The sequence below is a fragment of the Arthrobacter crystallopoietes genome (genome assembly GCF_017603825.1).
GTDB classification, from domain to species: Bacteria; Actinomycetota; Actinomycetes; order Actinomycetales; family Micrococcaceae; genus Crystallibacter; species Crystallibacter crystallopoietes_B.
The window spans coordinates 1,332,045-1,346,127 of the sequence record NZ_CP072014.1 but is presented as its reverse complement, the minus strand read 5'-3'; the positions used below and the strand labels follow the sequence as shown (position 1 = coordinate 1,346,127).

At 64.8% G+C, this 14,083-nt stretch carries 12 protein-coding genes and 1 riboswitch; of the genes, 4 read left to right on the top strand and 8 right to left on the bottom strand.

Features of this window, described 5'->3' with window-relative positions; all coding sequences use genetic code 11:
• The first annotated feature begins 58 nt into the window (after positions 1–58).
• The gene (locus J5251_RS06230; protein WP_208575536.1) at positions 59–952 is read left to right on the top strand and encodes a LysR family transcriptional regulator; all 894 of its coding nucleotides are present in this window, start codon (positions 59–61) and stop codon (positions 950–952) included.
• A gap of 144 nt (positions 953–1,096) precedes the next feature.
• Positions 1,097–1,699, top strand: coding sequence for an NADPH-dependent FMN reductase (locus J5251_RS06225; protein WP_208575535.1), 603 nt, complete (start codon positions 1,097–1,099; stop codon positions 1,697–1,699).
• 44 nt (positions 1,700–1,743) lie between these two features.
• Here the strand turns inward: J5251_RS06225 and J5251_RS06220 are convergent, their stop codons facing one another.
• On the bottom strand, positions 1,744–3,117 hold the full coding sequence (locus J5251_RS06220; protein ID WP_208575534.1) for an FAD-binding oxidoreductase: 1,374 nt from the start codon (positions 3,115–3,117) through the stop codon (positions 1,744–1,746).
• A 187-nt stretch (positions 3,118–3,304) separates the two neighbouring features.
• Between J5251_RS06220 and J5251_RS06215 the strand changes: the two genes are divergently transcribed.
• A complete protein-coding gene (locus J5251_RS06215; RefSeq protein ID WP_208575533.1) occupies positions 3,305–4,033 on the top strand; it encodes a polysaccharide deacetylase family protein in 729 nt (242 codons plus the stop codon).
• Between the two features lie 34 nt (positions 4,034–4,067).
• Here the strand turns inward: J5251_RS06215 and J5251_RS06210 are convergent, their stop codons facing one another.
• The 3 genes from J5251_RS06210 to J5251_RS06200 all read right to left on the bottom strand — a co-directional run bounded on the left by J5251_RS06210 (position 4,068) and on the right by J5251_RS06200 (position 6,871).
• Positions 4,068–5,096: an NADP-dependent oxidoreductase gene (locus tag J5251_RS06210; protein WP_208575532.1), complete on the bottom strand. Its 1,029-nt coding sequence runs from the start codon at positions 5,094–5,096 to the stop codon at positions 4,068–4,070.
• A gap of 7 nt (positions 5,097–5,103) precedes the next feature.
• Positions 5,104–6,294 carry an NAD(P)/FAD-dependent oxidoreductase gene (locus J5251_RS06205; RefSeq protein ID WP_208575531.1) on the bottom strand — a complete coding sequence of 397 codons (1,191 nt, stop codon included), beginning with the start codon at positions 6,292–6,294 and terminating at the stop codon, positions 5,104–5,106.
• Between the two features lie 85 nt (positions 6,295–6,379).
• A complete protein-coding gene (locus tag J5251_RS06200) occupies positions 6,380–6,871 on the bottom strand; it encodes a nucleoside deaminase (protein ID WP_208575530.1) in 492 nt (163 codons plus the stop codon).
• Between the two features lie 54 nt (positions 6,872–6,925).
• Here J5251_RS06200 and J5251_RS06195 point away from each other — a divergent pair, with 54 nt between their 5' ends.
• Positions 6,926–7,210 carry a DUF6221 family protein gene (locus J5251_RS06195; RefSeq protein WP_208575529.1) on the top strand — a complete coding sequence of 95 codons (285 nt, stop codon included), beginning with the start codon at positions 6,926–6,928 and terminating at the stop codon, positions 7,208–7,210.
• Positions 7,211–7,283: 73 nt separating this feature from the next.
• On the opposite strand, the gene J5251_RS06190 is transcribed toward J5251_RS06195, so the two are convergent.
• From J5251_RS06190 to treS, 4 genes are all read right to left on the bottom strand, one after another.
• Complete coding sequence (locus J5251_RS06190) at positions 7,284–8,744, bottom strand: amino acid permease (protein WP_208575528.1); 1,461 nt, start codon at positions 8,742–8,744, stop codon at positions 7,284–7,286.
• Between the two features lie 148 nt (positions 8,745–8,892).
• Positions 8,893–10,224, bottom strand: coding sequence for a serine hydroxymethyltransferase (gene glyA, locus J5251_RS06185; protein WP_208575527.1), 1,332 nt, complete (start codon positions 10,222–10,224; stop codon positions 8,893–8,895).
• A gap of 148 nt (positions 10,225–10,372) precedes the next feature.
• Positions 10,373–10,470, bottom strand: a riboswitch (glycine riboswitch).
• Positions 10,471–10,658: 188 nt separating this feature from the next.
• A complete protein-coding gene (locus J5251_RS06180; RefSeq protein WP_208575526.1) occupies positions 10,659–11,549 on the bottom strand; it encodes a hypothetical protein in 891 nt (296 codons plus the stop codon).
• A gap of 169 nt (positions 11,550–11,718) precedes the next feature.
• A complete protein-coding gene (gene treS / locus J5251_RS06175; RefSeq protein ID WP_244250819.1) occupies positions 11,719–14,052 on the bottom strand; it encodes a maltose alpha-D-glucosyltransferase in 2,334 nt (777 codons plus the stop codon).
• Between the last annotated feature and the right edge of the window lie 31 nt (positions 14,053–14,083).

Here is a 14,083-nt window from a genome sequence, read left to right as displayed (position 1 = left end):
GTGCGCCACATCACATTTGTCGAACTACAATAATTGACCAGACCCACAAGGAGAACTTATGAAGGAAATCACCCTCCGCCAATTGGAGTACTTTGCAGCCGTGGCGGAGACGCAGTCGGTGACTGAGGCGGCCCGGCGCTGCCATGTTTCTCAAGCAGCCGTGAGCCTGGCGTTGGCCCAATTGGAGGAGGCCGTCGGCGCAACGCTCGCCATCCGCCGGCGGGGCAAAGGCATGGCACTCACGGCCGAGGGACAGGCTGTCGCCACCCGTGCACGTCAGGTAGCTGAACAGATCGCAGATCTGGCCTCCGCCGTGGAGCGGGTGCACGGCGAGCTTTCCGGCAGGCTGGTGATCGGCGTGTTCCGGACACTGGCCATGCATGCCATCCCGCCTTTGGTGGATTGGTTTACGGCACGGCATCCGCAGGTGGAACTGGACTTTATTGAAGGCGCAGGACCGGACATACAGGAGGCAATGCTGGCGGGTCGGGCCCAGCTGTGTGTGCTGTATGAAGCCCAGTTGATGCCTGATTGCGCGCCCGAGTTGCTCATGGAGGCGAAGCGGCAGGTAGTGTTCAGCCCTGATCACCCGCTGGCCGCCAAGGACAAGGTGAGCTTGGCAGAGTTGGCCCAGTATCCTGCCATACTGATCGACGAAGAGCCTGCCCTCCAGCGGACTATGGCGGAGTTTGCCAGGGCTGGAGTGGAACCATTAGTTCGGTGGCGCTCCGCCAGCGTCCAAGCCATCCAAAACGTTGTGGGCCGCAACCTGGCCTATTCGCTGCTGATGCAACCGTCGTCGGTGAGCCCGGAAGGCCGCCCGCTGGTCTTCCGGCAGTTGGCCGGGGACGTTCCGAGCAACTCGGTCTTGGCCGTATCGCCCGCGGGAGTTGTACGCAGCGCCCTTGTCAATGAGGCGTTGACGGCGCTGCACGCGCACTGGAAGGACTGACCCAGCGGCAGACGCGGCAGAGGTGTGGACGCGGCACGGGCAGTGTGTTGGACTGAGGCTGGCGCTCCGCTTTGCCGCCGCGCCGGGATTGTCCATCAGCCGCAAGAGGCCGGCTCGGCCGGCCGCCGTGGAAGGAATGTACGTATGCCCACCTACCAGATCGGTTATTTCGTCGGGAGCCTGGCCAGCGGCTCCATCAACCGCACTCTCTCGAAGGCTCTGATCAAGCTCGCTCCGAAGGGCCTGGAATTCAACGAGATTCCTATTAAGGACCTCCCCCTCTACAGCTCGGATTACGACGCCGATTTCCCCGCGGAAGGCCGGGCATTGAAGGAAGCGGTTGAAGCCGCAGACGGGATCTTGTTCATCTCGCCCGAATACAACCGGTCCATTCCCGGTGCTTTGAAGAACGCGATCGACTGGGGCTCGCGTCCGTGGGGTACCAACTCCTTCGCCCGCAAGCCCACCGGCATCATTGGCGCTTCCCCTGGCGGCATCGGCACGGCCGTCATGCAGTCGAGCATGCGGAGCGTGCTGAGCTTTCTCGACGCCCCGCAGCTCAACACCCCCGAGGCCTACATCAGTTTCAGGCCGGAAGCATACGGCGACGACGGCGAGGTCAAGGACGAGTCCACGCAGAAATTCCTGCGCCACTATATGGACGAGTACTGCGCCTTCGTCCAGCGTGTCCTTGATGCCAACGCGGCCGGGCACATCGGTGACGAGGACGCCGATTCGCGCAAGTAATCACGCCTAGCCCGCCGTCCCGCCGCGCCTTCGAATCGAGGCACTTAAATCGCCTTGCCGGGGTTGAGGATGCCCTGCGGGTCCAGCGCGCGGCGGATGGCGTGCTGGACCTCAAGCGAGACATCGCCGAGTTCGTCCCGGAGCCAGTCGCGCTTGAGCAGGCCCACGCCATGCTCGCCGGTCAGCGTTCCGCCAAGATTTTGGGCCAGCCGGAACATTTCACCGAGTGCCGCTTTCGCCGGCCCTTCAGTCACCGATTCATGCGGATCCACCACGATAATGGGGTGCAGGTTGCCGTCCGCGGCGTGGGCGATCGTGAAGATGCGCACCCCGGTCCGCCGGGAGATGTCCGCCAGCCCGGTGACTGCGTCGGCCAACCGGCCGCGCGGCACGCCGATGTCCCCGATGGATACCCGCCCCATCTTTTCTAGCGAAGGAATGGCTTCGCGCCTGGCCGTCAGGAGCGCCTCTGCCTCCGCCGCATCGGCCGCGCGCCCCAGTTCGGCGGCGAAAGGCTCGACGGCGTTGACCAGCACGTCCATCTCGAGGTCGGCGCCGAAGCCGTCTGTCTGCGCGAGCAGGAAAGCGCCGCCACGGCTGCGGTAGTTGGTTCCCAGCGCGGCGTCGATGGCGGCGAGCGTCGGGCCGTCCACCAGTTCCAGCACAGCAGGCTGGAGCCGCGCGGCAATCACTGCCGAAGCTGCAGCGGCTGCGGCGGCCACGTCGGGGAAGAAGGCCGCCACGGTCGCCGTCGCTATTGGTAGTGGACGCAAGCGGAGCGTCGCTTCGACGACCACGCCCAGGGTGCCCTCCGACCCGATCATCAGTGCGTTCAGGTCGTATCCGGTGACACCCTTGATGGTGCCGCGGCCGGTGCGCAGTTCGCGCCCGTCGGCCAGCACCACGCGCAGCCCGAGAACCGATTCACGGGTCACGCCATACTTGGCGCAGCGCATGCCGCCCGCGTTGGTGGCGATATTTCCGCCGATCGAGCAGATGGCCGTACTGGCCGGATCCGGCGCGTAGAACAGCCCGTGTTCAGCCACGGCCGCGTTGAGATGAGCGTTCAACACACCGGGTTCGACGACGGCGACCTGCTCGACCGGATCGACGCTGAGGATGCGGTTCATCCGCGAGAGATCCAACACCACCTCCCCCGCGGACGCCGAGGAGGCACCCGCCAACCCGGTTCCGGCACCCCGCGGCACCAGCGGAACCTTGTGCGCGGCCGCCAGTTTCACCGCCTGCACCACGTCCGCCACCGATTCGGCGTAGACCACCCCATCCGGCAAGGACCGCGGGACAAAGCCCGAGCGGTCCGTGTTCGCCGCTGCCCTGTCCGCACAGTCGACTGATGCCCTGCGGGCAGCATGCAGGACGGCGGCAGACGCTCCCAAGACGTCGGGAGAAACATCCATTCCCACGAAAACTCCTTCGTTTCCTCCGGCAAGTGATGCCGATCATACTGCATGCGCCGCTGACGAAATTTTGCTCGTTCAAAGTGTTGACCTAGGTCGCAGCCGGGCGGATACTTGCCTGATCCGGCTGTCATTGGGGAACGCTGGCCCACCGCGTTATGTGCCGCCGGTGGAAAGCGGGTGCGCAATGCAACGCCGCCATCGAATCGCCGCATTGCTGTCCATCGTGGCCTTGAGTCTAGCCGGGCAGATCCTCCCGACCGCGGCGAACGCGGCTCCGGCGTACAACATGCGCAATGGGCCGAATTACACCGAACGGGTGGTGCTGACGTTCGATGATTGCCCACGGACTTTGTCGGCCTACAGGTCAGTGCTGAACTACGCTCGGCGGGAGAACATCGGGCTGGTGTTGGCACCATCCGGCGATTGCATAACCAGATTTAGGCGCGAGTACGGGGTCGATATTGTCCCGCTGGCCAGGCGCAACGGCCAATACGTCATCAATCACAGCATCAGCCATCGGGATCTCCGGCAGTTCAACTGCGCCGGAGTGGCCGCCGAGCTGCGGGCCCCGGGGGTTGTCACCAACTTTGGCCGGCCGCCGCACGGCGGGCTCAACGAGGCCGTCCTCTGCGGCTACCGCCGAGCCGGCATGCTGCCGTGGCTTTGGACCGGCAGCACCAGGGACTGGACAGGCCTGTCCAGGAGCGAGGTGGTCGATTCGGTCGTCGCCCTAGGCCGAAAGGGCGGCACAATCCTCATGCACATGCAGTGGCAGGGCTTCCACCCCAGGGCGCTGGACCGGATGAAGGAAGGATTGGAAGACAAGGGACTCCGACTTTGCAGGGCCCATGGAGGCGCAACCGGGCGGATCACCACCAGCCCGGCGCTCCTACCGCTACGGTTGCCTTGCTGATTAGGCGGAAATCGCCAATACCGTCAGGGCACTATCAGACCCGGATCAGCAGCTTGCCGAAGTTACGCCCCTCGAGCAACCCCGCGAAGGCCGACGGCGCGTTCTCCAACCCGTCGACAATGTCCTCGCGGTACTTCATCCTGCCGTCGGCGACCAGTTCAGCCATGTCCCGCTGGAAGTTGTCCCAGTGCTTGGCCCGGAATTCAGTCTGGATGAAACCGCGCACCGTCAGGCTCTGGTTCAGGACCGTGCGCATGAAACCGGGCAGCCGGTCCGGCCCCTCCGGAGCGTCGGTCGCGTTGTACTGCGCAACCATCCCGCACACCGGCATCCGCCCGTACAGGTTCAGCAGCGGCAGCACGGCCTGGAGCACCCTGCCGCCCACATTCTCCCAATACACGTCGATCCCGTCCGGGCAGGCAGCCTTCAGCTCCTCGGCGAACGACTCCGAACGGTGGTCCACGGCGGCGTCGAACCCCAGTTCCTCAACCAGGTAGGCGCACTTCTCCGGTCCGCCGGCGACGCCGACCGCACGCGCTCCCGCCGCACGGGCCAACTGCCCGACGGCGGAGCCCACCGGTCCGGCTGCTGCCGCGACCACGAGGGTCTCCCCCGCCTTGATGCGTCCGATCTCCGCCATGCCGGAATAAGCGGTGAAGCCGGGCATGCCCAAGACGCCCAGCGCGGTCGATTCCGGCTGTCCGTTGTCGCTGACCGGACGCGAGTATTTACCAGGAACGACGGCGGCACTCTGCCAACCGCCGTATGTCGCCACCAGCTGTCCCGGTTTAAAGTCGGGGTCGCGGCTCTCGACGATTTCGGCAACCGTCTCGGCCGGAAGAACGTCACCTACCGGCGTCGGCGTGGCGTAGGACTTTGCTGCGCTCATCCGCCCGCGCATGTAGGGGTCCAGCGAAATGTACCGGTTGCGCACCAGCAACTGCCCGTCGGCGAGCGCGGGAAGCTCTGCGCTTTCCGTCCGGAAAGTCTGATCCGTCGGTGCACCATGCGGTCGTTCGGCGAGCACGATTCGGGTGGTGTGGTTTGCCGTCGTCGTTGTCATGTTCTCCTTAAGCACGGCCTTTTAGAATCAAATGCCAGTAGATCTGAGGGAAGATCCGCCTGTCCAGCACCCATGCCCAGCGCCGCTCCTTGGCTGGGTTCAGCCACGGGATACTGGGCATCGGGCGGTATTGGTGGTCGAACTCGGCGAAAAGAACGGTGTGACGCGTGAGCGTGAAAGGGCAGACGCCGTAGTGGTTGTACCGGTTCTCCGGCTCGCGCCCGTCCAGCACGGCCTTCAGATTCAATGCCAGCATCTTGACCTGTTTGCGCAGGGCGCCGCCGCACTTTGAGTTCAGGGTCGCGGCGGCATCCCCCAGGGACCAGACATTCGGGTAGCGGCGGTGCCGCAGCAGTTCCGGGTCCACTTCCACACAACCGGTTTGGTCGTCCGGGGCCGGCAACGTGGTGGCCTTCAGCCAGTCCGGCGCCGATTGCGGGGGCACCACATGGAGCAAGTCATAGCCGAGGTCTTCGACGCCTCCCGGGCCTTGCAGCCGGATGGTCCGCTCCGCTGCCTCTATGGAGGCCACAGTGCTGGAGGTCCGCAGCTCGATCCCGTACTCCGCGATTTTGCGCTCCAGCACCGCATCAACGCCGTCCACTCCGTAGACAGTGGGCGTTGGCACCACCAGCACCACCCTGATGTCTCCCAGCACGCCCTGCTCACGCCAGAAGTCGCACGCCATGTAGGCAATCTTCTGTGCCGCCCCGGCGCACTTGGCCGCGCCCGGTGGCTGGGTGAAAACTGCAGTGCCCGAGCGCAGTCGGCGGACCAGCTCCCAGGTCTTGGTTGGCATCCGCGACTCATAATTCGACGTTCCGTAAGGAGACTCGATGGCATCAGCCATCCCGGGAACGGCCTGCCAGTCCAGTTGCAGTCCCGGACAAACCACCAGCTGGTTGTAGCGCACCCGCCGGCCGTCGGCGAGCACGACCGCGTTGTCATCAGGTTGGATGTCCGCAGCCGCGCCACCGATCCAGTTGACTCCGCGCGGCATCACCTTCTGCTGTTCGCGGACTGCTTCTTTCATCTGGGCGGCCCCGGCACCGATGTGGGAAAACAACGGCTGGAAGTAGTGCCACGGGCTCGGTTCGATCAGCGCAATATCCTCGACCTTGTAGCGCCGGAGCCGGGCGGCCAGCGAAATGCCGGCATTGCCGCCGCCGATGATGAGCACATTGTGATGGGTGTCCACCTCAACAGTGCACAGCATCGGGCCGTGCCGGTCAATGGGAACTGGTCAATTCACCACGCGTCATGTCCAGGGGACCATGCCGGAACTAGGCGGGTTCTTGCGGGAAGTGGAACTTCCGGTGCAGTGCCTGGACGTCGTCGGCCAGTGCCATCGCGGGGCCATCGACCTCCACACCGGGCGCCACGGCCTGTACGGGCAGCGGAGTGACTGGTCCCGGGGCCACTTCCCACTCCTTCAGCCAGCTGCCCAGCTGCTCCGAGGACGCGGCATAGACAATCCGGCCCAGCCGGACCCAGGCGTGCGCGGCCGAGCACATCGGGCAGTGCTCGCCGGAGGTGTAGACCGTGGCCGCGGCACGATCCAGCGGGCTCATGTTGCCGGCGGCCCAGCGCGCTATCTCGAACTCCGGATGCCGTGTCTGGTCACCGCCCTTGACCCGGTTCCTGTCCTCGAAAAGCACGTGGCCACCGGCGTCGACGAGGACCGAGCCGAACGGCTCATCGCCATCCTCGAGTGCTTCGCGTGCCAGGTCAACGCATCGGCGCAGGTGCTCAAGATCCGTTTCGGTGATACCCATGGTCTCGATTATGGCCCATGGCCTTTTGCCTGTGGAATGGTCCAAGATGGCGACATGGGTGATCTTATCGATTTTCTGCTCGCGAGGATCCAGCAGGACGAGGCTCGGATACGGGCGCTGATGACAGACGTAGGCATGGTGGGACAAACGGTCCTGCGGCACCACCTGACACAGAATCTGGCCGAGTGCGATGCCAAGCGGCGGGTGATCGCCCATGTGAGGGACGTTGACTGGGACCATGAACCGGCCAGCGACTATGACTACATGCTGACCTTCCTGCAGCATATGGCGCTTCCCTATCAAGCCCACACCGGCTACCAGTCCGCTTGGCGGCTCTAGAAAACCGGAACGGCGGCCGGGCAGGTGGATTCACCATGCCCGGCCGCCGTCAGGTAGCCGCTTTCCGCCGTCGTTAGCTGGACACGGAGGCGGTTTCCTTCACCTCGGCGTGGTCGGCGATGACGCCTGCCTTGAACGTTTCGTAGCGGGCGGCATGGAGCGGATTGCGTCGCAGGATCGCCCATGCCGCGCCCAGTACCGCGAACCAGATGGGCGTGATCAGCAGGGCCAACAACGTATCCGGCTGTGTGGTCAACGCCCACAGCACGAAGCCGAAGAATCCGAAGACCACCCACACCATCACCGGACCACCGGGCATCTTGAACTTGGAAGCCTGGTGCAGGCCGGGCCGGCGCTTGCGGAAGGCAAGGTAGCTGGCCAGGATGATGGACCAGACGAACATGAAGCACACGGCCGAAACCGTAGTCACCATGCCAAAGGCCTTGCCGACGTCGTCGCCCGCGTAGAGCAGGGCCACGGACGAGAACAGCAGCACGCAGGTCAGGAACAGCGCGTTCCTCGGCACCTTCTGCCCTGACAGCTTGCTGAAGATTGACGGAGCGTCGCCGTCCTGCGCCAGACCGAAGACCATGCGCGAAGTGGAGTAGATGCCCGAGTTGGCGCTCGACATGGCGGAGGTCAGGACCACCAGGTTGATCACCGTAGCGGCCATGCCCAGCCCGGCCAGCGAGAACATGCCGATGAAGGGGCTGTGTCCGGCCTCGAACTGGGTCCACGGAGTAACTGCCATAAGGATGACGAGTGCGCCTACATAGAAGAGCAGGATGCGGACCGGAATCGAGTTGATGGCCTTGGGCAGGTTCTTCTCGGGATCCTTGGTTTCGGCAGCGGTGGTACCCACCAGTTCGATGCCCACGAAGGCGAACACGGCGATCTGGAAGCCGGCCACGAAGCCCATGAACTCGTTCGGGAAGAAGCCGCCATGGATCCACAGGTTTTCGACAGTGGCCGGGCCGGCTTCGGACTTGAAGCCCGAGAGGATCATGAACAGACCGGTGAGGATCAGGGCCACAATGGCGACGATCTTAATCAGCGCGAACCAGAACTCCGTCTCGCCGAACGCCTTGACCGTGACCAGGTTCAGCACCAGCAAAATGCCGATGGTGACCCCGCCCGGGATCCACAGCGGAATGCCCGGAACCAGTTCGTTGGCGTACCCGGCGATGGCGATGACGTCGGCAATGCCGGTTACGACCCAGCAGAACCAGTAAGTCCAGCCGGTAAAGAATCCGGCCCAGGGGCCCAGCAGGTCGCCGGCGAAGTCGCTGAAGGACTTGTAGTTCAGATTGGACAGCAGCAGTTCGCCCATCGCCCGCATCACGAAGAAAAGCATGAAGCCGATGATCATGTAGACGAAGATGACGGAGGGCCCGGCTGCGGAGATCGTTTTCCCCGAGCCCATGAAAAGCCCCGTGCCGATGGCACCGCCGATCGCGATCAGCTGGATGTGGCGGTTGCTCAGCTGTCTTTCCAGATGGGGTGCGCCGGATGACTGCACTGTTGCATCTTTCATTTACTACTCCTTCAGAGCGAGGATATTTCGCATGGCTGCATGGCCCGGGTTGCGGGTTTGCATGCAGGTTTGATCAGGGTGCCGGCCGCTTCCCCCATGTCGGCGACCGGCCCCTGGGCAGGTGCCCCGCGGTCCCTGCCTGTCCCGGTTAGGCTCGGGCTGTTGCCAGCGGTGCCACGTTCGGGTAGAGCGGGTGCGCGGCGGCCAAGGCCTCCACGCGGTGGCGCAGGTCGGCGAGGCTTGCATCGTCCTCGGCAATCAGCGCTTCAGCAATGATGTCAGCCACCTCGGTGAAGGCAGCTTCGCCGAAGCCGCGGGTAGCCAGTGCGGGCGTTCCGATCCGCAGGCCGGAGGTGACCATCGGCGGGCGCGGGTCAAACGGAACGGCGTTGCGGTTGACGGTAATGTCGATGGCCGCAAGGCGGTCCTCGGCTTCCTGGCCGTTCAGTTCGCAGTTGCGCAGGTCGACCAGCACCAGGTGCACGTCGGTGCCGCCGGAAACCACGGAGATTCCCTTGGCGGCGACGTCGGGCTGCATCAGGCGCTCGGCCAGAATGCTGGCCCCGGCGAGTACGCGCTCCTGGCGCTCCTTGAACTCCGGCGATGCGGCGATCTTGAAGGCTACGGCCTTGCCGGCGATGACGTGCTCCAGCGGCCCGCCCTGCTGGCCCGGGAACACTGCCGAGTTGATCTTCTTGGCGACGTCGGCGTCGTTGGTGAGGATGATGCCGCCGCGCGGTCCGGCCAGCGTCTTGTGCGTGGTTGAGGTGACAACGTGGGCGTGCGGCACCGGGCTGGGGTGCAGTCCGGCGGCCACCAAACCCGCGAAGTGCGCCATGTCAACCATGAGGTAAGCACCGACGGCGTCGGCGATCCGGCGGAATTCGGCAAAGTCCAGCTGGCGGGCGTAGGCGGACCAGCCGGCCACGATCAGCTGCGGCTTGTGTTCGTGGGCCAGTCGCTCCACTTCCACCATGTCGATCCGGTGGTCGTCTTCGCGGACCTGGTACGGAACCACGTTGTACAGCTTGCCGGAGAAGTTGATCCGCATGCCGTGGGTCAGGTGGCCGCCGTGGGCCAGGTTCAGACCCATGATCGTGTCGCCGGGCTTGATCAGCGCATGCATGACCGACGCGTTGGCCTGCGCACCGGAGTGCGGCTGGACGTTCGCGTAGGCGGCCCCGAACAGGTCCTTCACCCGGTCGATGGCCAGCTGCTCGATGACGTCGACGTGCTCGCAGCCGCCGTAATAACGCCGTCCCGGGTAACCCTCGGCGTACTTGTTGGTCAGCACGGAGCCCTGCGCCTGCATGACTGCGGCGGCGGTGTGGTTCTCCGAGGCGATCATTTCCAGGCCGTCGCGCTGGCGGGTGAGTTCGTCGTCGATCTTGGCGGCGACCTCGGGGTCCAGCTCGGATAGCTGGCTGTTCAGGCTCGGGGACACGACCTGCTGGAAAGTGGACGGTGACTGGATTGTCATAAGGAACTCCATATTTCAGGCAGCGCACAACACGCCACGATGATTCGGGTTCCTCCCCGCTCTGTCTGGGACCTGAGAGTTTCCGCCGCCCCGTGGGGGCCGCTTGCACCGTCGGTGAGCCGGTTGCCCGGCTGCTTTCCAGAGTTGCCTAGCCGCGGCGGTACGTGGGCCTGAGAGATTCCTGGGGAGGAGTTGCTCCTACGGCGCCTGACGAACGTACCGGCAGGACTCTCCCGCCGCAGATCAAAAGCGTTGGGCCACAGCTTCGTGACCCGCCTCACAAACCTTAGCGGCCCGGCGGGACGTAAGCAACATCATTTCTTAACTGCCTAGTCAGTGGCGGATCCGCTGCAGGCAACGGTCGACGCCGGCACTTTCCGGAGTGCCGGCGTCGCCTGTGCGGAGCGGGAAGGGCGGGACGGAAAGGTCAGGCCTTATTGCCCGCTGCCGGTCTGGTCACCTTCGGTCAAACCGCCGTCCACCGGTGCAGGATCGGCGGCACCGCTGTCATCAGGCACCGCTTCCTGCCCGGTGTCCTGCTGGCCGGTGCCCGGGTCCGTGATAACTTCCGGATCCGAAACTTCGCCGTTTTCAGAGCCGGGCGCGGGAACCGGTTCGGGCACGGTCTCTACCGGCGCTGTGCCGTCGGTCTGGCCGGTGGCCGGGTCCGATCCGTCTGTACCGCCGGAGGTCTCACCGGTAGTCCCGGTCTGGCCGGCGCCGTCGTCGACCTGCCCGGGCTCAGCCTCGCCCGGCTCCGTGGTTTCGCTGCCATCCTCGGCGGGGGCCGTGGTTCCGGTCAGGACGCGGCCCAGGGTGGTCTGCTGCTCGGCGGCCGGGGCGCTGCTGGTCGAAGATGCCACCAGCGCCGAAATGGGCTTGCTGGTTCCCAGTTCGACCATCGTGATGCCGGCCATGGCAATCAGGAAGGAGGCTGCGCTGACCACTCCGATCTTCGCCCAGGTCCTGGGGGTAAAGCGGCGGGCAGTGAGCTTGGCCTTGAAATCCGCAACGGCATGGGGAACGCCGGCGCGCGCGGTTCCGTCGTCGCTCGCCGGAAGGCCGCCGTTGCGCAGGCCGCGCAGCCGCGGCACGGGCAGGGTCTTCTTGGCCGCAACGGCGGCAGAACTCAGCGTCCTGGCGTACACGGCTGCGGCCACCGTGGCGATGACCGAGCCGAGGGCAGCGCCGATCAGCGTTCCCGCGACACCAAGAAAGGAACCCGCCAAGGCCGAGGTCACAGCGGCCAGGGCGGACGCAATAGTTTGGGCACCGTTGAGGCCGAGGAGTTTCGGCTTATCTTCGGCGGAGGAGTCTTCAGCCATATTTCACACACGCTTCGGGTAGGCAAAGTTACGGAAAGGTAACGCCGGTCCCCCCGAACAGGTTCCCCGCCTACCGCGTTTCCTTGTGAGATGCTGCTCACATTTCCGGCGCGTTGACCATTGCCCCAGATCAGGACGTGACAGGGGCTCCGTGCCTGCGCCGCGGGCTCTAACCCGCAGCCGTGCCCGCGTCCTTGTCCGTGCCAGCTTCCGCCTCTGCGGCCGGCTCCTCTTCTTCGGGCAGGGTCACCAGCAGCGCGGTTCCCTGGTACGGCTCCAGTTGGATGTAGAAACTGTGCAGGTCATCCACGCTGCCCACCTCTTCACCGCTGAACAAATCGGTCACCAAGGCTCCGGTTTCCAACTGCTCGGAGCGCACCGTGCCGGCCATCTCCTGGTCCGAGAAATTCAGGACAGTGACTTCGCAATCCCCCGACTCAAGCTGGTGCACCATGACCAGCATGCCCCGGTGCGAGACGTCCGGAACGTCCAACAGGGCGCTCTTCGCGATGCCGTACTGCTCGCGGACGGCCAGGATTTTGGCCAACTGCCGGGCGAAAGATGATTCGTCCGCGAGCTGGTCCGGCAGCGTCCCGTACAGGCTCACGGCCTTGGGCATGCCGGAGGTCGGAGCCTGCCCGGTGTGGTTGACACCCATTAGGTCATGAGCGCCCCGGTTGATCCAGCGGGTGTCGCCGCGGGACAGCAGCGGGGCAACCTGCGACCGGTCCAGGGTCAGCATGCCGCACAGGTCCCACCCGGAGAGCGCAAAGACTCCCGGCTGCAGCGCGTTGTACATTGCCAGCAGCAGGTGCACCTTGCGGACCTCGAGGGTCTGCTCCGGGGTGATGGTGCTCAGGTCCTTGATGCCCAGCACCGCGGTAATCACGCTCGCCGTCGTGCACGCAATGCCGTTGGCCGTGAAGACCAGGTTGTACGGAGCGGCCTCCCCGGTGATGCCGTCCCGCAAGGTCTGCTGCACCTTAAGGGCCAGTTCGGCGCCGGTCAGTTCCTCGCCGTCGAGCTCATAGATATCGTCTTTGTGCTTGGTGGTGAAGTGCACCAGTTCATAGGTCAGCTCGTCATGGTTCTGCAGCGCGTGGACCAGGGAGGCCTGATCCACGCCGATCTCCATGGCCAGGCGCAGGGTCAGCCGGAGGAATTCGGTATCCGCGGTGACCAGGGCATGGTGGTAGCCGGGGCGGGTGACAAAGTCGTAGGACAGGTCGGGGCCGTTGGCCGAGGTGGACTTGATGTCGTCGATGCTCAGGTTCAGTTCCTGGAACGTGAAGCCACCGACCTTGCGGACCATGCTGCCGATGATCTGGTTCGCGGCCTCGGAAATCGGATGGCCTTCCGACCAGCCCGGCGTCTCCTCGGCGCTCTTCTCCACACCCAGGAAACCGTTGGCATCCAACCGCAGCGCGCCGGTGCCCAGGTCCACCAGCGAGTGCAGCGCGTCGCCCATCACCAGGCGCATGCCGGAGAAGGTGGGATCCAGCCAGTTGATGGACGGCTGCCCCGCCTTGAAGTAGTGCAGGTACACCCACCGTCGCATTTGGCCGGTAACGTCCAGGACCGGGGCCGTGGCGCTCCAGTTGGTTTCCTTGACTCCGGGTTCGTAGAAAATGACCCGCTGCAGCTCGCCGATGATGTAGCCGGCCTTCTGGAGGGCGCGTTCGGTTTCGGCGTCGATGTTGACCGCATCTTCGCCCTCGGGCACGTCCGGCAGCAGGTGCCAGTCCGACTCCGGGATGTCGATCATGTGGTAAATGCCCGGGTAGTCACGGAAGTTCATCTCGGCCAGCCGGAAGTCCGCGCCCTTGCCGGTGTGTCCGGGCACAATGTCATCCACGATCGTTCCGCCGTGGTCGTTGGCGACCTGGCACATCTCGCGGAACTCGTCCTCGGTGCCGAACATTGGATCAATCGCCATGCTGATCCGGTCGAAGTGGCCGTCCACGCTCGGCGTCTGCTCCCAGCCCGAGAGCCCGCCGGCGAGTTTCACCGGTCCGGTATGGATGGCGTTAATGCCGATCTGCTCGAACGCCTCCCACAGACCAGGGTCTCCCAAAGCACCGAGGAAGGACTGCCCGGGCTTGGTCATGAAGGACAGCGGGTAGGCGGTGAACCACACGGATGCCCGCTCCACCGCGGCCCGCGGATTCGGCCAGGCGAAAGGGTTCTGCCACATGCTGGCCTGGCCCGAGAGCTGGCGGGACAGCACCTTGGCGTCGCCGAGCATGGACTGGTTGCGCAGCCATTCCACGTAGACATTGTTGCGGGCATCCGGCTCGAACGGCGGCTGGCCCGCATTGAAGTGCCGCCGCCGGGCCTTGGGGCGCAACGCCCGCGGACGCGCCGGATAGAACTGCTCGTCGAAGTTGATTTCCGGAATGTGCGGCTCGAGCGCCTCCTCCTGCACGGCATCAGGTTCGGCAGCTTCCGAGTTGCCACCCGAACCGTCGTCGAGGTGTTCCATCGAAGAAAGCGAATCGACCATCGAGATATCTCCTTGATCATCCTGCAGGCAC

Coding starts and splice junctions, on each gene's coding strand:
- J5251_RS06180 (WP_208575526.1), bottom strand. CDS start 11,549: ATGGCTGAAGACTCCTCCGCCGAAGATAAGCCGAAACTCCTCGGCCTC.
- glyA (WP_208575527.1), bottom strand. CDS start 10,224: ATGACAATCCAGTCACCGTCCACTTTCCAGCAGGTCGTGTCCCCGAGC.
- J5251_RS06210 (WP_208575532.1), bottom strand. CDS start 5,096: ATGACAACGACGACGGCAAACCACACCACCCGAATCGTGCTCGCCGAA.
- J5251_RS06190 (WP_208575528.1), bottom strand. CDS start 8,744: ATGAAAGATGCAACAGTGCAGTCATCCGGCGCACCCCATCTGGAAAGA.
- J5251_RS06215 (WP_208575533.1), top strand. CDS start 3,305: ATGCAACGCCGCCATCGAATCGCCGCATTGCTGTCCATCGTGGCCTTG.
- J5251_RS06200 (WP_208575530.1), bottom strand. CDS start 6,871: ATGGGTATCACCGAAACGGATCTTGAGCACCTGCGCCGATGCGTTGAC.
- J5251_RS06220 (WP_208575534.1), bottom strand. CDS start 3,117: ATGGATGTTTCTCCCGACGTCTTGGGAGCGTCTGCCGCCGTCCTGCAT.
- J5251_RS06225 (WP_208575535.1), top strand. CDS start 1,097: ATGCCCACCTACCAGATCGGTTATTTCGTCGGGAGCCTGGCCAGCGGC.
- J5251_RS06195 (WP_208575529.1), top strand. CDS start 6,926: ATGGGTGATCTTATCGATTTTCTGCTCGCGAGGATCCAGCAGGACGAG.
- J5251_RS06230 (WP_208575536.1), top strand. CDS start 59: ATGAAGGAAATCACCCTCCGCCAATTGGAGTACTTTGCAGCCGTGGCG.
- treS (WP_244250819.1), bottom strand. CDS start 14,052: ATGGTCGATTCGCTTTCTTCGATGGAACACCTCGACGACGGTTCGGGT.